Origin of the sequence: Cyclobacterium qasimii M12-11B (assembly GCF_000427295.1) — a bacterium.
GTDB classification, from domain to species: domain Bacteria; phylum Bacteroidota; class Bacteroidia; order Cytophagales; family Cyclobacteriaceae; genus Cyclobacterium; species Cyclobacterium qasimii.
The window spans coordinates 45345-64535 of the sequence record NZ_ATNM01000114.1; the positions used below are offsets into that span (position 1 = coordinate 45345).

A 19191-nucleotide genomic window follows, 5' to 3' on the forward strand; every position below is an offset into this window, starting at 1 on the left:
CTTTTTATTTCAACCTAGTATCAGTAATAAAGGCATATTCGAGCAAAATAAAGGTCAATCGAAATTATTTTTTGCATGCGTAAGGATATTGTGATATTTTAGAGTACACTTATTATAAATCAGCTGTTGCTATGAATACTGATGTGGATTTTTATTTCGCCAAGGGCAAAAAGTGGCAAACAGAAATGACCCTGTTAAGAAAGGTCATTTTAGAATTTCCCCTGACTGAGGAATTAAAATGGGGTGTTCCCTGCTATACGATGCCCTCGAATACCTCTGAAAAGAAGCAAAATAATGTGCTTTTGATTCATGCTTTCAAAGAGTATTGTGCAGTTTTATTTATCAAAGGCGCAATTTTAAAAGACCCAGACAAGCTCCTTGTACAGCAAACTGAAAATGTACAGGCAGGAAGGCAAATAAGATTTACGAATGAAGAGGAAGTATTAAAGCTTACTCCCGCCTTAAAAGTCTTGATTAAAGAAGCCATCTCAGTAGAGAAAGAAGGTTTAAAAATACCAAAGAAGAAAACCAGCGAATATACCATCCCGATTGAGTTTCAGGAGGAACTGGATAAAGACCCAAATCTACAAGCTGGCTTTAAATCGCTCACCCCAGGAAGACAAAGGGGATATCTATTGTTCTTCTCATCGGCCAAGCAATCAAAGACCCGATCCACAAGAATAGAAAAATTCAGGGACAAGATCCTTAATGGAAAAGGCTTGGATGATTAAAAAACCATTTGCCACAAATAAGATCAGTAAAACGAAAAGGAATCCATGAACTTAGGTGTTGACCATTATTTAAAAGATGGGTGTGGTCGTTGTCCATTGGGGGCAACTCCCGACTGTAAGGTGAATAACTGGAAGGAGGAGATGATATATTTAAGGAAAATCATCCTTAGTTGTGGCTTAACAGAGCAGGTAAAATGGGGTGTTCCTTGTTATACTATCCCTGTGACTGAAAGCAATAAAACAGAAAGCAATATTTTGATAATGAGTGCACTGAAAGACTATTGCACAATAAGCTTTTTTAAAGGTGCACTGCTTACGAATGTAGACAGTATGCTTGAAAAACCTGGAGAGAACACCCAAGCAGCACGATTAATCAAGTTCACCGGTATTGAACAAATATTGGTTAATGAGGAGCAAATTCGAACTTGGATTTTTGAAGCAGTAGCCGTAGAAAAGTCAGAATTAAAGGTGGAAATGAACAAAACGGCCATGGAGACCATACCCGGAGAATTAAAGTTGAAATTTATGGAGGAACCTGACTTTAAACTGGCTTTCAATGCATTGACTCCGGGAAGACAGAGAGGCTATATTTTGTATTTTTCACAACCAAAGCAATCAAAAACCCGGGTATCACGAATAGAAAAATACAGCCCCAAAATTCTGGATGGAAAAGGAATGCAGGACAAATAAGTCGATCCAGATTAAATTAAGAATATAACAAAAAACCATGGAGAAGAAAGTTGCGATTTTAAGAGGAATAAACGTTGGTGGGAAAAGGAAAATCTTAATGGCGGACCTAAAATCCTTGTTTGAAGATTTGGGCTATAAAGAGGTCTTGACCTATATTCAAAGTGGAAATGTCATCTTCACTTCTGAAAATAAAACTACCGAAATCGAAATGGCCGATTTAATCGAGCAATCAATTAAAAGTGAGTTCGGCTTCGATGTTCCGGTTATTGTGAGAACTGCCCAAGAGTTAAACAACACTTTTAAAAACAACCCCTATTATGGACAAGCTGATACCGATATTTCCAAGCTTCACATAACATTCCTAAACAAGGAACCTGAAAAGGAAAACCTAGAGAAAATTCAAGCCTTGGATTTTAATCCAGACAAATTCGCAGTTGAAGGAAAGGATATTTTCATTTATTGTGATGGGAAATACCATCAATCTAAACTGACAAATAATTTTTTCGAGGGAAAACTACAAACCCGTGCAACAACCAGAAATTTAAAAACTGTTGCAAAACTTTGTGAATTAAGCCAGTAAGCCCTTACCCATGAAAGTGGGCATGAACGTACTGCTAACGAATTCCTTAATTAATTTAAGTAATTTAGAAATTCAATTGTCATATCAATGAAAAATCTAGCATTTATAATTTCCCCAAATAATTAACCGACTAAACTCATGAAAAGAATTGTACTGGTTCTATGTTTTGCTTTTACGGCAATACTTACAAACGCACAAGAAACCAATTATGAAACCGTAACAAATATCCCTTACTATGAGAATGAACTAAGAAAAACAGATACTTACTTGTCTGAACGATGTGTTCTGGATATTTACTACCCAAAAGACGTTGAGAATTTTGCTACAGTAGTATGGTTTCATGGGGGAGGAATTACAAATGGTGAAAAAGAAATCCCTGAAGCCTTAAAAAACAAAGGTATAGCTATAATTGGTGTTAATTATAGATTTTCTCCAAAGGTAAAAGCCCCCGAATACATTAAGGATGCGGCAGCAGCGGTTGCCTGGACCTTTGAAAACATAGCCGATTATGGTGGCGACCCCTCACGTATATTTGTCTCTGGACATTCTGCAGGTGGGTATTTGGCAAGTATGATCGGTTTGGACAAATCTTATTTAAAAACACATGGAATTGACGCAAATGATATTGCCGGATTGATACCATTTAGCGGCCACACGATTACGCATTTCACGGTGCGTGGAGAACAGGGGATCCCAGGAGAACAACCTACCATTGATAAATATGCCCCTTTATTTCATGTTCGTAAGGATGCTCCTCCCCTTTTACTCATCACTGGTGACCGTGAACTTGAGTTATTAGGTCGATATGAAGAGAATGCCTACTTAATGCGGATGATGAAAGTAGTGGGACATAAAGAAACTGTGCTTTATGAAATGGATGGATACGGGCATGGAATGACCCACCCAGCTTTTCCATTATTAATCAACGAGATTAAAAGAATTTCGGAAAAATAGTTGAAAGAATTAGCTCCAATATCCCTTCGGGATCGACTACAAGGCTTGGAAAAGATAGTTGAAAAGTCTTTTCCAGGCAGTCTTAAAGAAAAGGCTTCTGAATTTTAGGGAAAAGAATGATAAATAACCCCTATTCAAAAGATTAGATCTAAACCTATGAACCAAGCTCATTTTACAGACATACCTTCCGTCTATTCCAGGATCTTAGATAAATCAAAGGAAATTGGCTTTACCATGCCTTCTGATTTATTCATTGGTAGTTTATTAAAAACGCTTATATCTTCCAGGCAGAAAGCTAATGTATTAGAACTCGGTACAGGGATAGGCTTGTCTTTGGCTTGGATGGTAGATGGTTTGGATAAAGATTCTGTACTAACCAGCATCGATAACGATCCTGAATTAACAAAAATTGCAAATGGCTTTTTTGGTGAGGATCCGAGGCTTTCAATCCTTTGTGAAGATGGGGAAAATTGGATAAACAACTATTCAGGTCCTCAATTCGATTTGATTTTTGCAGATGCATGGCCAGGTAAATACAGCCAGATTGATGAAATCTTGTCTTTGGTAAAAGTAGGGGGCTTGTACATAGTTGATGACATGAACTTTCAGGAAAACTGGCCAATAGGACATGCGGAAAAGGCTGAAAACTTAATTAAATACCTTGAGAAAAGAGAAGACTTTAACCTAACCAAAATGAATTGGTCAACTGGTGTAATTCTCATGACAAAAATAAAATAGCGCTAGGGAAAACATTAATATTTCGAATATAAAACCTATCCAAATACCGAAAGAAATAACATTTAAGGAACTCCCTTTGGTCTAAAAATCGTAAATAGCACATTCAAACTTTAAGGACTTTAAAATGGCTTTACCCAATGTATTTAATAGAAGTGTGACAGATGAAATGATTGCACGAATCAATAAGCTGCAAGCTGACACAAAACCTGATTGGGGTAAAATGTCGGCTCCTCAAATGCTTGCCCACTGCAACGTCACTTATGAAATGCTGTACGAGGACAAACATCCCAAACCAAATTTTTTCATGAAGTTCATTTTAAAGACTTTCGTAAAAAACATTGTTGTAGGCGAGAAACCATACAAACGCAATTCCCAAACAGCTCCGGCTTTCTTGATAACTGATTCCAGGGATTTTGATTTAGAACGTAAAAGACTTATTGATTACCTGAATCAAACACAGCAACTAGGTGAAAACAGCTTTGATAACAAGGAATCTCATTCATTTGGCAAGCTTAGCAAAGTAGAATGGAACAATATGTTTTACAAGCATCTTGACCACCACATGACGCAATTTGGGGTTTAAATAATTTCACCAAATGCATTGTTGCCACAATCTATCGGCCCGACCAAAATGAGTTGGTCCAGGTAAAGGAATTTAATCCCTTCAGCAACTTTCAATTGAGGAAACATCATTTGAATTGCCAAATCCTTATAAATTTGGGTAGGTGAAAGTTTCTATTACCTGTTATAAAGAAGTTGGTAAGGCAAAGAATAATTTAAAGATGGTAAGACCTACAAATAAAAATCTTTTACCTTTCCCTGACTTTGTTAAGCGAGTTTTCAGTTATGGATCCATTGCTTTTGCTATTCTTATAGTATCCCTGGGAATAGGCATACTTGGATACCACTATATAGGTGAGTTGGAATGGATCGACAGTTTGTACAATGCATCCATGATTTTGACTGGAATGGGACCTATTGATGAAATGTCTACTGATGCTGCCAAGTTTTTTGCTTCTGGGTATGCCCTTTTCAGCGGTGTGATATTTCTAAGTACTGTCGCCATTTTTTTTGCACCTTTTGCGCACAGGCTGATGCATTTATTACATATTGAGTCAATTGATTAAGACTTAAAAAATGAAATACGCTATAATCATTCGATCCGTACAAAAAATTTATCCCATACTATTTAAGCCATCCATCAACCCTCTGGCCAATTGAAGAAAATAGATTCCTTTTACCACAACACACCTGAACCTGAGAGAAGTGTTTATTTTGCATTAAGTAATTTTATACTTTCAATGGATGCAAATATCAGCACTGATTTGAAATACGGCATGCCCTTTTTTAGCTATAAGAATAAAATGTGTTGTTACCTGTGGAAAGACAAGAAAACAAATGGGCCCTATATTGGGATTGTTGAGGGAAATAGAATTCACCACCCCCAACTTGAAAAAGGCAATCGAAGTCGGATGAAGATTTTACGCGTTGACCCGAACCTGGACATTGACATTGAAACCATTGGCGAGATACTTAGAAGCATGATTGCCCTATATAAAGATGGGACCATCAAAACCAAATAAGTGTAGTATTTGGTTTTCGGTAGGGAATTTTTTGTAGCAGAAATAGCTAAGCTATTGTCCTGAAATATAATTTATATTATTCAGCATACGACTCTTTATCTCATAATTAAACCGATAAAATTAAAGCCATTAAAAAGATAAAGTTTTCACTATACATTTCTATTTCCCACAGGAATAACCTATTATAGTAGTTAATTCTACCAGCTACCCAAAAAGGACGAAACATGCACTTATATAATTATAAGCGAAGAGACCTTCGCAACGGCATACACTTATTGGGTGCTATCCTACTATTGACTAGCATTTTCGTCTTATTAAGTCCCGTTTTCATTGAGACAGGGGGGGAATTGCAGAAAACCCTTTGGGTTGGTATCAGTGCATTTATCGCCGGACTCCTTATTATCAATACCTATGAGGGTACATTGATTGACTTGAATGAAAAGAAGATTAAAGAGTACTTCTCTTTTTGCGGTTTTAAAACTGGGGATTGGAAAAAGCTTCCGCCAGTCAAAGCCATTAAATTAGTACCCATTGAGCAAAAAACAACCAATCTACCTAATGGAATAAGTCCGACCTTTAGCACCATTAAATCCAGTTATGAAATCATCCTCTTTTTTTCTCCTGAATATCCTACCTATACCTTTTCCTATACCGATAAATCTGTAGCTAAAAAGAAGTTGAAATTACTTTCGGAAAAGCTTTTGGCAGATGAAATCGAGACATTCCCATCAATGTGAAGAGGCTAAATACAATAAAATCTTAATTTAGGAAATAGATTAAAGTACCTGACAAATACCCATGTTGAATTTAAGGCAAAATAAATTAGACCATTTGAACTGCCTTAATCCGCTTTTGCCGTGAAGCCATTTTCAACCATTGTTTGCTGAAAAATCTCACCTATCTCCTTCTCATCTAAAACCCTGTCAAAAACAGCCAAGCCTCCAATTTGTCCATTGAAAAAATTCCCCATTCCTCTCGATAGGACTACAGCCCCTACCGTAAAATCGGAACCATTGTTTCCCATGCCTTCTTCAAATAGATAGGGGTTTTTGGAATGAACCAATCCATCAGGAATGCCTTCAAATCCTTTGGTGTTTTTGATAGGCTCAGGCGCTCTTTCTTGAAATTCACCATCCAAATAGGCTTTTATAAATTCACCGTCATAGGTAAAAGCGATGTAGTGCCATTTCCCTTTTGTCAATTCCTGCTTACTTGCTGCATAGTCACAACTGAAAGGGAAAGGCGGCGTTGGACCTCCTGTATAAGAAATATGACCGCATACCTGAGAGCCACCATTGTAATGCGGGAGGTCTACGAAAAGTCCATATTGGCGCTTGCCTCCATCCGTGTATTCATTCCACATTCCACCGACAAATCCAGTTTTTCCTTCCCACTTTACCCAGGCCATTACTGTAACACCTTGATTTTTACCATGAATATTGAGTTCACCCGTATTTTCATGAGGCAAAGAGAAAAAAGCCTCATTTTCCATTCTGGCTGAATATCCTGACAAAGGCCCTTCAGCTACTCTTTCCACTTTTCCATTCATTTCCTTGAGTGGAAATTCTCCCTTACCTACAGCCAATCTTTCCTGACCTGCCTCTTCTTCAAAACCCCAGGCGGCTACAAGGCCGTCCCTTTCTTGAAGTTGGGTCAAGTGATTGCTTTCCTTACAGCTGAGTAGAAAAAGAGACGAAAACAAAAAATAAGCGAATTGAGGAAATTTCATGATGGATACATTATTAGTTGATCAAATATAACAAAGGCACTCGATACCACAAAGGCTATCCACAATCTCAAACGCTTTCTATATTTCATTTCACTTCTTGCAATTTACAGCAGAAAAAATTGACAATATATTTTGTAATAATATTTTACTACCAACAATTCCTATATTACCCAATAATCTATATATTGTTTACTTCTTTAAATATTTGTAATTGAAGAGATAAAATTTAACAATATGAGAAGACAACTTTACCTGTCTTGGATGATGAAGCCCTTTATTTTTTCTTGTTTTTTGTACTGGCCTCATGCTCTGAAAAACCAAAAACAGAAGAAGAAACACCTAAGCAACCTAATATACTATTCATATTCACAGATGACCATGCCTTTCAAGCCATAAGTGCCTATAAAAGTCGTCTTGCAGAATTGGCTCCCACTCCTAATATTGATCGGATAGCAACCAACGGAATCCTTTTTAATAAAGCCTATGTAACCAATTCCATATGTGCTCCTTCAAGGGCTTCAGTTCTCACAGGGACGCATAGCCATGTCAATGGGCATAGAACAAATGCAGATACATTTGATGGCAGTCAAATCACATTCCCTAAGCTTCTTAGAGAAAACGGTTATAACACTGCGTTGATAGGAAAGTGGCACTTGAAATCTGTACCCACAGGTTTTGACCATTGGGAAATTCTTCCCAGACAAGGGCACTATTACAATCCTGATGTAATCTCTGCTACAGACACTACGGTAGCAGAGGGCTATGTTACGGATATTATCACAGACAAATCTTTGAATTGGCTGTCTGAAAACCAAGATAGTGGCAAGCCATTTATGCTCATGCTTCAGCACAAAGCACCTCACCGAAAATGGGAAAAAAGTCCTGAGCATTTAGCTCTTTATGAAGACCTAACCTTCCCCGAACCAGATAACTTATTTGATGATTATGCTACCAGAGGTACCGCAGCCAAAACACAAGACATGAGCCTAAATAAAACCATGGATTTGGCTTCTGATTTAAAGATTTGGACAGATGAAAATAAAAAAGGTCCAGTATTCAACCGTACCTACGGACGGATGAATGACTCACAACGCGCCAATTGGGACGCCACTTATGATCCTATTATAGCCGATTTTCAAGCTAAAAACCTCAAGGGTGATGATTTGGTCCGATGGAAATACCAAAGGTACATGAAGGATTATCTGGCCACTATCCGATCAGTGGATGACAATGTAGGACGCGTTTTAGACTATCTTGAAGAAAATGGGCTCAGCGAAAACACTTTGGTGGTTTATACTTCAGATCAGGGCTTTTACTTGGGAGAACACGGTTGGTTTGACAAGCGTTTTATGTATGAAGAATCCTTCAGAACTCCCCTGTTGATGCAATGGCCCGGGAAAATCCCGAAAGGAATCACTAACGATAAACTGGTTTCTAACCTTGATTTTGCCCAGACATTTCTGGAGCTGGCAGAAGTACCTGCCCCTGACCGTATGCAAGGTCGAAGTTTAGCGCCTTTAATGATGGGGAATACTCCAGAAGATTGGCGAGACTATTTGTATTACCATTACTATGAATTCCCTGCTGTTCATAGTGTTAGAAAACACGAAGGTGTTACAAGTGAAAGGTATAAATTAATGCATTTTTATGAATTGGACGAATGGGAGCTCTATGACCTTGTAGAAGATCCAATGGAAATGAAAAACATTTACACGGAACCTGCCTATGATTCCATTAAGATTGCCATGACAGATCGCTTGAAACGTATCAAGACTCAATATGGAGTCATCGTACCCAAAAGCAATTATTAAGTCAATACAAAGCCCAAAGCCATGCGAATAACCTACCCTCTAGTTCTAATTGTGTTCATTGTTTTCGGTTGTGGACAAAACAATAAAAATGAAGAAGCGAAAGCATTAACCGGAGCTGATAGCCTGGTAATCCAACTTGATGATTCCAATGAACAAGTAAAAGTTTTTAGGAAAGGAGAATTGGACCAACCCCTACTGACGCAGGTGGTGGAAACAGATTTCAGACCCTACATCCACCCAATAATAGCTCCAGATGGTAAAGGCATACTGACAGAAAAAAGCCCCAATCACCACAAGCACCAAACGGGTATCTATTGGGGATTTACCAGGGTAAATCAAAGGGACTTTTTCCATAACCCAGGAGCAGACTATTGGAGAAAAATAGCTGTGAACATATTGGAAGAAGAAGGTGAAAATGTATCCTGGCAAACGGTCTATGAAATGCTGGACAGCTTAGGCAATCCTTTAATGACAGAAACGCAAACCTGGACATTAAAAGCGCAAGGGGAAGAATACCTTTTGGATCTGGAATGGAAAGGTCAGGCAGAGCAAGACATTACCATAGGCAAATATGACTATGGAGGACTATTTGTAAGAATGCCATGGAAAGACGGGATGACAGCCGAAATCACCAATACTGCCCGCCAAGTAAATGAAATGGCCGAAGGTAAACCTTCCATGTGGGTAAATGTGGGAATGCAGGTAGAAGGTAGAGAAAACATGGCCAATATTGCCTTATTTGATCACCCTGACAACAAAAGCTACCCACAAAAATGGCGGGTAGACAACCAATTTGGTATAGGCCCTTCTTATACCAGGGACGAAGATTGGAAAATTGATAGCGGTGCCCATGAGCTCATCAAACATCGGTTATATTTTTACACCAAAGAATTCAATGATGTAGCCGTCACTGAGGCCTGGGCAGAATATACAGATAGACAAGGCAAGTACAATACTGCCTCATTATGGCAATTGGCCAGAGACGAAGGAAGGAAAGCCAAATTTCTCAACCCGCAGGAAGCAGTAGCCGAAATGACAATAAAACCTGGTTTTAAGGTCAATGTATTTGCTTCGGAACCTATGATCACCCAACCCATGGCTTTTTGTTGGGATGATAAGGGAAGATTATGGATAGCCGAAAACAAGGATTATGAATCACGCCAACATGGTTTTTCAAATAGTGGGAATAGCCGCATTCTAATTTTGGAAGACAGCGATGGAGATGGCCAAGCGGATACAAAGAAAATCTTTATGGAAGGTCTGGCCTTCCCTGCTGCATTGGCGGTGGGTTTTGATGGCGTATATGTGGGAGCACCACCTAATCTCCTTTTTATTCCGGACAGAGATCAGGATGACAAAGCAGATGTAAATGAAATTGAGGTTTTACTTACTGGATGGGGCATCAGAGATCGACATGAAACCTTAAACAGCCTACATTGGGGGCCTGATGGCTGGCTATATGGTCTTCAAGGTTTTGCCACACCTTCCAAAATAAGAAAACCCACTGAGGAGGAAAAAACAAAGTTGTATTACCACAAAGACCCCTTCCCCGAAGACCTCCTTGAAGCAGATGGGGTAGACATTAATGGTGGGGTATGGAGGTATCATCCCACAAAACACAATTTTGAAGTAGTGGCTCACGGATTTAGTAATCCCTGGGGGATCGACTACGATGCCAAAGGCCAAATCATTATGTCAGCATGCGTAATACCCCACCTCTGGCATGTGGTCCCTGGCGGGATTTATCATAGACAGGGAGGACAACATTTTAATCCTTACATATATGAGGACATAAAAACAATCACCGATCACAGTCATCGTTCCGCCCACGGTGGCGCTCGAATCTACCAGTCAGATGCCTTTCCTGAGGAAGAAAGGGGGAAGGTTTTTATGGCCAATATCCACGAACATGCTGTTTTAACGGACAAGCTGGTACCAAGTGGTTCGGGCTTTATAGGCAAACATGCTGATAATTTCTTAATGGCCAATAATGCCCAGTGGGTAGGTTTTAGTATGGAAGTAGGCCCTGATGGCGGCGTTTATGTATTGGACTGGCATGATGCAGATATTTGTGGACAAGAAGTCCTAAACGGTGAAACAGGAAGGGTTTTTAGAATTATGCCTGAAAAGAGCTTGGCAGAAAACTGGAAAGGGCGGTATTCAGACCTCAATTTACTTTCTGATCTGGAACTGGTAGAATTGCAAAGCAGCAAGAGTGACTGGCATGCAAGAAGAGCCCGAGGTATCCTTCAGAAAAGAGCGTTTACAGGTGAATTAGAAGAAAATGCTATAAAAGCCTTAAAAGGACTGTTTGCCAATAAAGCACATCCCGACTTCAGGCTAAGGGCACTTTGGACGCTACATCAAACAGGCAGTTGGCAAACCGATGATCTGATTCAAAACCTAAGTGATACTGACCCCTACGTACGTTCCTGGTCAATTCAACTGCTTTGTGAAAGTAAAAACCCACCAGAAGAGGCCCGTAAATTGTTTTTGGAAATGGCCAAAAGTGATCCCTCCCCTACTGTACGGCTTTACCTGGCTTCGGCTTTACAACGGATTCCTGAAAACTGGAAATGGGACCTGGCCACTGATTTATTAACCAGAAAAGAGGACAGCAATGACCACAATATCCCCAAGTTAATTTGGTTTGGCATATCAGACCTTATTGAAAAGGATGCTGAAAGATTCTTAGCATTGGCCAATCATTCAGGAATTCCATTACTTACTGGCTACATGGCGAGAAGAGCAGTGGATGGGGACCAACTAAACCCTCTTGTTGCTATCATCCAGAAATCCACCTCCAATAAAACCTTATTACTTGAGGGTATGATCAGTGGAATGGAAGGAAGAACGGATTTAAGTGTGCCTGAAAATTGGAAAACACTGGAACGTCAATTAAAAGGCGACAATTCGACTGCCAAGCTTGCAGCCGACATTAGTGCACTCTTTGGTGATGCTGAAGCCACTCAAAAAGCCCTGGCCAATCTACAAAACAGTTCCGTAAGTAAGGAAGACAAAATAAAGTCCTTACAATTATTGGCCGCCAGACAAAAAATGAGCTTGCACCCTTACTACCTGAATTATTTAAAGACGGTGGTTTACGCACAACAGCTATAAAGTCGGCAGCAGCATTCGATAACGATGATTTGGGCAAAGCATTGATAAAAATGTACCCTAATGCTTCAACTGAGGAGCAAATAGCTATCCTCCAAACGCTGTCCGCACGACCCAGGTATGGCAACTTACTTTTGGACGAAATAAAAGCGGGGAATATCGTCAAAAAGAAATTCCGGTTACCTTGGCCAGGCAGCTTCACCGGGTAATAGGTAGCGGGTTTGTGGAATTTTGGGGTCCCATAGAGCATGTACCCAATGATGCGGCTGCATACGACCGCTACCGATCCATCCTTTCAACAGGTGCAATGGCGAAAGCAGACCTTAAGGCTGGAAAACAGCTTTTTACACAATCTTGTGGCACTTGTCACAAACTGTTTGGAGAGGGAGCTGAGATTGGTCCTGACCTAACCGGTTCTAATCGGGCAAATACAGATTATATCCTTTTGAATGTACTTGAGCCAAGTGCTGAAATTCAAGATGCCTATAAATTGGTGGTCATCACGACAATGGACGGACGTACCTATACAGGCAATGTGGTAGCAGAAAATCCCAAGCAACTTACTTTAAAAATTGCTGGACAAGAACCTGTGAAGATCAATAAATCAGCGATTCAAAACAAAGAGGTAACCAATGTTTCTTTAATGCCTCCAGGCTTATTTGAATCACTTTCCGACAAAGAGGTGGTTGATTTAATGGCCTATTTAAAAAGTCCAAAAAAATTAATTAATAAAAGCCAGTGCGAATTTTAACTCTGATTCCTGCTGAATTGGTCAACAGATGGTTCCATTTTGAGGTCAACCCTCCCCAATCAGGCTGATCACCAATGTAGTAACCCAAATCATAAGTCAACTTGTAATAGATGGCCAGATTTGGGTTCAATTCAAAATTCACTCCTATTTGGGGTGCAAGAATAGCTTTGGTGAAAACCTTAGTTGCTCTTTGGGAAGATATGACCACCTTCTGATCTGATTTTAGATTTATAAATTGAAAACCTGCTTCTCCACCAGAGAATAGGGAAATGTGATCATTGATAAAATAATCATAGCGAAACAAAGCTTTTGTCTCAAACAATTGTTGGTATTGAGAGGAATAGCCTTCATCATTAATGACCCTGTTCAAATTAAAAAGCCCGAAATTAAGGCCATAATTCAGTGAATGTGCCATTCTGTAATCGTTGACATGGTGATTGAGGCCTAACTCATAGCCTATTGCAGGATTAAATACATCCTTTTGCTGACCTAGCAATACCTTTTGGGTAAGTCCACCACTGATTTCAATTTGTTGGGCGAAAACATTTTTGACAGACAAAATCAATAAACAGCTTAAAAGGACGGTAATGCTTATTTTCTTCATTTTTTTTATCTACTAAAATACAGGTTTCAAATGTTTTGACTTTCAGATGACTACAATGCAAAGACAATTTTTATTCCAATTGTGATTGAGAATAAATTCCTGAATGAAATGACCCAAGTCAAAATAGTTAAGAGTCGACCTACTCGTAATTTCATTTTAAACTGACCAATAACCCAAATGAAAAACTTAAACCACTTTTTAAAACTTAAGATTTGGTAAAGGATGTCTCATTACCCAAAGAAAAAAGTAACTTTGTGAGCAAAATATTACAAAACTTTGACAGCATCCGACAACGGAAAATACATTTGGAACCATGAGCTGGCAACCCTTCATTTATTGAAGGAGAAAGCCATTTTTTTAGTGAAGGAGAATACCCTCTTATTGGCTGACACGCATTTTGGCAAGGCCGCTCATTTTCGCAAGGCCGGTATTCCTGTTCCTGAAAACATTCATTTAGAAGATTTTGCGCGAATTCATCAATTATTGGACAGCACAGGGGCCTCAAAGGTCATCTTTCTAGGTGATTTGTTCCATAGTGATGCCAATGAAAGCTGGTTTACCCTACTTGAGTTCATTGAACTTCACCCAAATATCAGCTTTCAGCTAGTTTTGGGTAATCATGACATTTTACCAGAAAGTATATACAAAAACAGTCCATTAGAAATACATTCAGGAGGCTTAAAATTGGGTGATTTACTGTTAAGCCATAAACCTCAGGAAGGCCTTGCAAGGGATACATTAAATATCTGTGGCCATATTCACCCTGGCATTGTTTTGAAAAAGAACAGTAAACAAAGGTTCAGGCTACCGGCCTTTTATTACAAAAACAATTCGTTAATCATGCCTGCTTTTGGGCAATTTACTGGCTTGTTTTCCATGGATGTAAATAGCGCTGAAAGCGTCATGGTGACCACCCCAGAAAGGGTAATTCCAATCAAATTAAATAATAAGGTTGGTTAAGTAAATATACCTGATTAATTTTGACAAACACATTATTATGTGATGGCCAAATTAAAGAGAAAAAAAACGAGGCTGGGGAGTTATAAATTCACCAGTGTACTATTCAGCATTACCCTATCTTTACTGATGATGGGATTATTCGGTGTTATTGCCATCCAGGCAAAAAAACTGACATCTATCATCCGTGAAAACATAGAGGTGCAGGTATTTCTAAACAAAGAAATAGAGAAATCCAACATAGACAAGCTCATCGGACAGATGCGTAAAAAACCCTATGTCCTGCAAAAAGAAGAAGTACCAGTTCTAAAGTTCACTAGTAAGGATGAGGCGGCAGAAGTTTTTCTCGAGGAAGTAGGCGAGGATTTCACTAAGTTCCTTGACGACAATCCTCTTAGAGATTCATTTACCTTTTCAATCAATGAAGAATTTCAAACTCCTGAAGAAATTGATAAAATCGTAGCAGAGATAGAGGGGATTCCAGGTGTTTTTGAAGTTACCTACATGCAAGATGTCGTTTCTTCAATAAATGAAAACCTGTTAAAAGTGGGTATTGTTTTGGGAGCTTTGATTTTAATTCTACTGGTGACGGTGGTTATCTTAATAAGCAACACGATAAAATTAGCCCTATTTTCTCAACGGTTTTTAATCCGAAGCATGCAATTGGTTGGCGCCACTAAGGGCTTTATCAGAAGGCCGTTTTTATGGCGTGCTTTCTTATATGGCGCTTTGGCTGGTGTATTTGCCTCTGGTATTATTTTCACCCTTTTGGAATATGGTAAAAACTTCATTGAAGGATTACAATTACTTTATGATATAGAATTGCTTGCCATGTTATTTGGCACTTTAATTCTATTAGGAGCACTTATGTCCTGGTTAAGCACGTACCGCTCTATCAACAAATACCTCAACATGTCTTTGGACGAATTATACTAAGAATATGAAAAACAATCCATTGCCTTTTTCGAAAAAAAATTACCAGCTTATGCTCATAGGCATAGCCATTATTGTGATAGGTTTTACCATTATGGGAATGGACAATACCCTTCATGGTTTTGGATTTATGGGTTTAACCTTAGGTCCTATCGTCGTATTGTCGGGATTTCTTTTTGAATTTTACGCCATTTTTTATAAAACCAAATAAAGATAATGACCATTTTTGAAGCAATTATTTTGGGCATTGTTCAGGGCCTTACTGAATTTTTACCTGTTTCGTCCAGCGGCCATTTAGAAATAGCTGGAGCCCTTTTGGGAAGCAATTCATTACCGGAAGAAAGTTTGCTATTTACTGTAGTCGTTCATTTCGCTACTGCATTAAGTACAATCGTGGTGTTTAGAAAAGATGTTGGAGAATTATTGAGGGGGCTGTTTCAATTCAAAAACAACGAGGAAACAATGTTTTCTCTGAAAATCATTGTTTCCATGATTCCTGCAGTGATTGTAGGTTTACTTTTTGAAGAGCAACTAGAACAGTTATTTGGAGGCAAAGTGGTTTTTGTAGGCTTCATGCTTTTGATCACAGGCCTTTTACTTTACCTGGCCGATAAAGCAAAAAATACAGGGAAGCCAGTATCTTTTGTCAATGCTGTAATAATCGGTTTGGCTCAGGCGGTTGCTATGCTACCAGGCATTTCCCGCTCAGGAGCTACTATCTCCACTTCCGTTTTGTTGGGAATAGATAAGAACAGGGCAGCAAGATTTTCTTTTTTAATGGTTGTCCCGCTTATTTTAGGGAAAATTGGTAAAGACATTTTATCGGGTGACCTAACTTATCAAAGTGATCAGTTTGGAAGCATGGCGATTGCATTTATGGCGGCATTTATCGCTGGATTAGCAGCTTGCACCTGGATGATCCAATTAGTAAGAAAAAGCAAATTGAGCTATTTCTCAGTTTATTGTGTCATAGTTGGGTTAATAGCCATCGTTGCAGGAACATATTATTAATGGACAATCAGCAAAAACCATACGGAGAAGTATTTCTTGTCAATAAGCCTTACCAATGGACTTCCTTTGATGTTGTGAAAAAACTCAGGAATGCACTTAAGGTTAAGAAAGTAGGGCATGCAGGCACCCTTGATCCTTTAGCCACCGGACTATTGATCATTTGTGCAGGAAAAGAAACGAAGAACATAGAAAAATACCAGGCCCAGAAAAAGGAATACACTGGCACATTTGTATTGGGTGAAACTACCGAGTCTTTCGATTTGGAACAGGAAGTAATAACCGTTGCAGACCCATACCATTTGACAAAAGAGGAAATTCTAAAAGCTGTTGCAACGCTAACTGGCGACATCATGCAAATTCCTCCAAATCATTCTGCGATTAAAAAGGATGGAAAACGAGTATATGAGTCAGCGAGAAAAGGCATAACCGTAATCCTAGACCCAAGACCTGTTACGGTAGAAACTTTTGAAATAACAGGAATTGAACTTCCTGAAATTCATTTCAGAATCGTTTGTTCTAAAGGCACCTATATTAGAAGTTTGGCAAGGGACCTAGGTGACGCGCTGGAAGTAGGCGCTTATATGTCAGCACTTACTCGTGATGCAATTGGTGATTACAAACTTGAAAAGGCATGGGAGCTTGACCAATTGATAGACAAAATCAAAAAAGAGCAAAATGAAAATTTATAAATCTCTTGATGATTTTCCTTACATAGAAAAACCTGTAGTTACCATTGGCTCTTTTGACGGAGTACACCTGGGGCATCAAAAAATACTGAAAAGAATCAATAACATTGCCAGGACCATTAAGGGAGAAACCGTATTGGTCTCCTTTTGGCCACACCCAAGAATGGTATTGTTTCCCGAATCACATGGAATTAAACTGCTTTATAGTTTTGATGAAAAAGCAGCGCTTTTAGAAAGTTTTGGTGTAGACCATCTTTTAAGCATACCTTTTACGAAGGAGTTTTCTAAAATGGAATCGAAAGACTTTATTGAGGAAATTTTAGTTAACAAAATCAAAACAAAAAATTAGTCATAGGCTACGATCACCGATTTGGCAGAGGAAGAGAAGGCAGCTTTGCTCACCTTGATGCTGAGCAAGATCGTTATAATTTTGACCTGGAGGAAATCCCCCGGGAGGATATAGACAATATTGGCATTAGTAGCACTAAAATCAGAAAAGCGCTGGAGTCAGGGGATATAGTGAAGGCCAATGAATTTTTAGGCAGGCCTTATAATCTCCGGGGAAACGTGATAGAAGGAGATAAAATTGGTCGAACAATCGGTTATCCTACGGCCAATATCAAACTTGATGAACCTCATAAATTGGTCCCTATTGATGGCGCCTATATTGTGAGGGTCCTAATAGATGATGCATCCTATGCAGGCATGCTTAACATAGGCATGCGCCCAACTGTATCAGGCGAACGAAAGAATATTGAAGTAAACATTTTAGATTTCGATCAAAATATTTACGGTAAAACCATCAACCTGCAATTGTTAGCATTTTTACGACCCGAGAAAAAATTCGAAGACCTTACGGCATTAAAAATGCAGTTAAGTAAAGACCGAAACCAAGTGGTAGATTTCTTTTCAACCTTAAACAAGAAGTCTAATGATAAATAAAACCGTTAAAGACGGCATAGAAGCTGTATCCGACATAGAGAATGGTGCCGTTATACTTATCGGTGGATTTGGACTGTGTGGTATTCCAGAGGCAAGCATCAATGCCCTTCTAACCACCAACCTTAAAGGTTTGACTTGTATTTCAAACAATGCAGGTGTTGATGATTTTGGCGTTGGTTTGCTCATAAAGCAACACATGCTTAGAAAATTAATCTCCAGTTATGTTGGAGAAAACCTGGAGTTTGAAAGGCAATATAAAGTTGGTACGCTAGAATTAGAATTGATCCCACAAGGAACACTTGCTGAAAGAATCAGAGCAGGAGGAGCGGGTATTCCCGCTTTCTACACACCTGCAGGCATAGGCACCCATGTGGCAGATGGAAAAGAAGTAAGAGAATTTGACGAACGTTTATTTCTATTAGAGCGTTGGATAAAAGCAGATTTTGCGCTAATTAAAGCTTGGAAAGGAGATACAGCTGGAAACCTGATTTATAAAGGAACAGCGAGAAACTTTAATCCACTTATGGCTACAGCAGGCAAAATAACTATAGCAGAAGTCGAAGAGCTGGTACCTGTTGGTGAGTTAGATCCCAATCAAATTCATACACCTGGAATATATGTACAACGCATTTTTCAGGGAGATAACTATGAGAAGAGAATAGAAAATCAAACCGTTAGGAAATAATCTTTACTAAGCATGCTAAGCAAGAAACAAATAGCTCAGAGAATCGCCAGTGAGATCAAGGACGGTCAATACATTTACCTGGGAATAGGCATTCCAACGTTGATTGCCAACTATCTTCCTGAACAGCTAGAGGTGGTTTTCCAATCGGAAAATGGACTTTTGGGTATAGGCCCATATCCTGAAAAGGAAGACATGGATCCTGATATTATCAATGCCAGTAAGGAAACAATATCTATGGTAAAGGGGTCTTCCTTATTTGATTCAGCAGAAGCATTTGCCATGATCCGGGGAGGCCATATTGACTTATCCATCCTGGGAGCATTAGAAGTTTCAGAAAATGGAGACATCAGTAACTGGAAAATCTCTTCAGGACTTATTAAAGGAGTGGGCGGAGCATTGGATCTGGTAGCTTCAGAGGCCAAACTTTATGTGGCCATGCATCATTGTCACAAAGATGGTAGCTCCAAATTACTCAAGCATTGCGAGATGCCCATAACTGGAATTAAATGCGTTCAGAAGATATTCACTGACTTGGGCGTATTTACTATTTTGCCAGAAGGCGGCTTTAAATTGTGCGAAAGAGCACCAGGAGTAACTATTGAAGAAATAAAAGCTAAAACTGAAGGAAGACTTGTCATCAAGGGAGAAATAAAAGAAATGGAATTGTTTGCTCAGGATTAGTGAAGTCC

General features: G+C 39.1%; 21 protein-coding genes and 1 pseudogene. 20 read left to right on the forward strand and 2 right to left on the reverse strand.

From position 1 onward, the window contains the following. The first annotated feature begins 131 nt into the window (after window positions 1-131). The 9 genes from ADICYQ_RS13585 (at window position 132) to ADICYQ_RS13625 (ending at window position 6013) form a co-directional block, all read left to right on the forward strand. The gene (locus ADICYQ_RS13585; protein ID WP_020890340.1) at window positions 132-731 is read left to right on the forward strand and encodes a YdeI/OmpD-associated family protein; all 600 of its coding nucleotides are present in this window, start codon (window positions 132-134) and stop codon (window positions 729-731) included. 45 nt (window positions 732-776) lie between these two features. Then, window positions 777-1421: a YdeI/OmpD-associated family protein gene (locus ADICYQ_RS13590; RefSeq protein ID WP_020890341.1), complete on the forward strand. Its 645-nt coding sequence runs from the start codon at window positions 777-779 to the stop codon at window positions 1419-1421. Between the two features lie 37 nt (window positions 1422-1458). Further along, window positions 1459-2001, forward strand: coding sequence for a DUF1697 domain-containing protein (locus tag ADICYQ_RS13595; RefSeq protein WP_020890342.1), 543 nt, complete (start codon window positions 1459-1461; stop codon window positions 1999-2001). A 138-nt stretch (window positions 2002-2139) separates the two neighbouring features. After that, window positions 2140-2955, forward strand: a complete 816-nt coding sequence (locus ADICYQ_RS13600) for an alpha/beta hydrolase (RefSeq protein ID WP_020890343.1) — start codon at window positions 2140-2142, stop codon at window positions 2953-2955. A gap of 156 nt (window positions 2956-3111) precedes the next feature. Further along, window positions 3112-3693 carry an O-methyltransferase gene (locus ADICYQ_RS13605; protein ID WP_020890344.1) on the forward strand — a complete coding sequence of 194 codons (582 nt, stop codon included), beginning with the start codon at window positions 3112-3114 and terminating at the stop codon, window positions 3691-3693. Between the two features lie 124 nt (window positions 3694-3817). Further along, complete coding sequence (locus ADICYQ_RS13610; RefSeq protein ID WP_020890345.1) at window positions 3818-4276, forward strand: DUF1569 domain-containing protein; 459 nt, start codon at window positions 3818-3820, stop codon at window positions 4274-4276. Window positions 4277-4418: 142 nt separating this feature from the next. Next, entirely contained in the window at window positions 4419-4820 is a 402-nt protein-coding gene (locus ADICYQ_RS13615) for a hypothetical protein (protein WP_200861898.1), read from the forward strand. A gap of 90 nt (window positions 4821-4910) precedes the next feature. After that, complete coding sequence (locus ADICYQ_RS13620) at window positions 4911-5276, forward strand: DUF1801 domain-containing protein (protein WP_040416269.1); 366 nt, start codon at window positions 4911-4913, stop codon at window positions 5274-5276. A 224-nt stretch (window positions 5277-5500) separates the two neighbouring features. Beyond that, window positions 5501-6013 carry a hypothetical protein gene (locus ADICYQ_RS13625; RefSeq protein ID WP_146947179.1) on the forward strand — a complete coding sequence of 171 codons (513 nt, stop codon included), beginning with the start codon at window positions 5501-5503 and terminating at the stop codon, window positions 6011-6013. 104 nt (window positions 6014-6117) lie between these two features. Here ADICYQ_RS13625 and ADICYQ_RS13630 read toward each other — a convergent pair whose 3' ends face one another. After that, window positions 6118-7005 carry a LamG domain-containing protein gene (locus ADICYQ_RS13630; protein ID WP_020890351.1) on the reverse strand — a complete coding sequence of 296 codons (888 nt, stop codon included), beginning with the start codon at window positions 7003-7005 and terminating at the stop codon, window positions 6118-6120. A gap of 257 nt (window positions 7006-7262) precedes the next feature. On the opposite strand from ADICYQ_RS13630, the gene ADICYQ_RS13635 reads away from it, so the two are divergent. The 3 genes from ADICYQ_RS13635 to ADICYQ_RS29770 all read left to right on the forward strand — a co-directional run bounded on the left by ADICYQ_RS13635 (window position 7263) and on the right by ADICYQ_RS29770 (window position 12684). After that, the gene (locus tag ADICYQ_RS13635; protein ID WP_020890352.1) at window positions 7263-8816 is read left to right on the forward strand and encodes a sulfatase family protein; all 1554 of its coding nucleotides are present in this window, start codon (window positions 7263-7265) and stop codon (window positions 8814-8816) included. Between the two features lie 21 nt (window positions 8817-8837). Next, window positions 8838-11936: a PVC-type heme-binding CxxCH protein gene (locus tag ADICYQ_RS26090; protein ID WP_316929308.1), complete on the forward strand. Its 3099-nt coding sequence runs from the start codon at window positions 8838-8840 to the stop codon at window positions 11934-11936. Window positions 11937-12117: 181 nt separating this feature from the next. Further along, complete coding sequence (locus tag ADICYQ_RS29770) at window positions 12118-12684, forward strand: c-type cytochrome (protein ID WP_020890355.1); 567 nt, start codon at window positions 12118-12120, stop codon at window positions 12682-12684. Here the strand turns inward: ADICYQ_RS29770 and ADICYQ_RS13650 are convergent. After that, on the reverse strand, window positions 12659-13288 hold the full coding sequence (locus tag ADICYQ_RS13650; RefSeq protein WP_020890356.1) for a hypothetical protein: 630 nt from the start codon (window positions 13286-13288) through the stop codon (window positions 12659-12661). The two genes, ADICYQ_RS29770 and ADICYQ_RS13650, sit on opposite strands and share 26 nt — an antisense overlap. A 276-nt stretch (window positions 13289-13564) precedes the next feature. Between ADICYQ_RS13650 and pdeM the strand changes: the two genes are divergently transcribed. The 8 genes and pseudogenes from pdeM (at window position 13565) to ADICYQ_RS13690 (ending at window position 19183) form a co-directional block, all read left to right on the forward strand. Then, window positions 13565-14248 (forward strand): ligase-associated DNA damage response endonuclease PdeM, encoded by a 684-nt coding sequence (gene pdeM / locus ADICYQ_RS13655; protein WP_020890357.1) that lies wholly within the window; start codon window positions 13565-13567, stop codon window positions 14246-14248. Window positions 14249-14290: 42 nt separating this feature from the next. Further along, window positions 14291-15181, forward strand: coding sequence for a cell division protein FtsX (locus tag ADICYQ_RS13660; protein WP_040416273.1), 891 nt, complete (start codon window positions 14291-14293; stop codon window positions 15179-15181). Between the two features lie 4 nt (window positions 15182-15185). Further along, the gene (locus ADICYQ_RS13665) at window positions 15186-15389 is read left to right on the forward strand and encodes a DUF3098 domain-containing protein (RefSeq protein ID WP_040416275.1); all 204 of its coding nucleotides are present in this window, start codon (window positions 15186-15188) and stop codon (window positions 15387-15389) included. Window positions 15390-15394: 5 nt separating this feature from the next. Then, window positions 15395-16189, forward strand: coding sequence for an undecaprenyl-diphosphate phosphatase (locus tag ADICYQ_RS13670; protein WP_020890360.1), 795 nt, complete (start codon window positions 15395-15397; stop codon window positions 16187-16189). After that, a complete protein-coding gene (gene truB, locus ADICYQ_RS13675; protein ID WP_020890361.1) occupies window positions 16189-16878 on the forward strand; it encodes a tRNA pseudouridine(55) synthase TruB in 690 nt (229 codons plus the stop codon). The genes ADICYQ_RS13670 and truB overlap by 1 nt, the downstream gene beginning before the upstream one ends. A gap of 79 nt (window positions 16879-16957) precedes the next feature. Further along, a pseudogene (ribF, locus tag ADICYQ_RS13680) lies at window positions 16958-17817 on the forward strand (riboflavin biosynthesis protein RibF); the annotation flags it as partial. Continuing rightward, on the forward strand, window positions 17807-18502 hold the full coding sequence (locus ADICYQ_RS13685; RefSeq protein WP_020890364.1) for a CoA transferase subunit A: 696 nt from the start codon (window positions 17807-17809) through the stop codon (window positions 18500-18502). The pseudogene ribF and the gene ADICYQ_RS13685, both read left to right, overlap by 11 nt. A gap of 12 nt (window positions 18503-18514) precedes the next feature. Next, window positions 18515-19183, forward strand: coding sequence for a 3-oxoacid CoA-transferase subunit B (locus ADICYQ_RS13690; protein WP_020890365.1), 669 nt, complete (start codon window positions 18515-18517; stop codon window positions 19181-19183). Window positions 19184-19191: the final 8 nt, after the last annotated feature.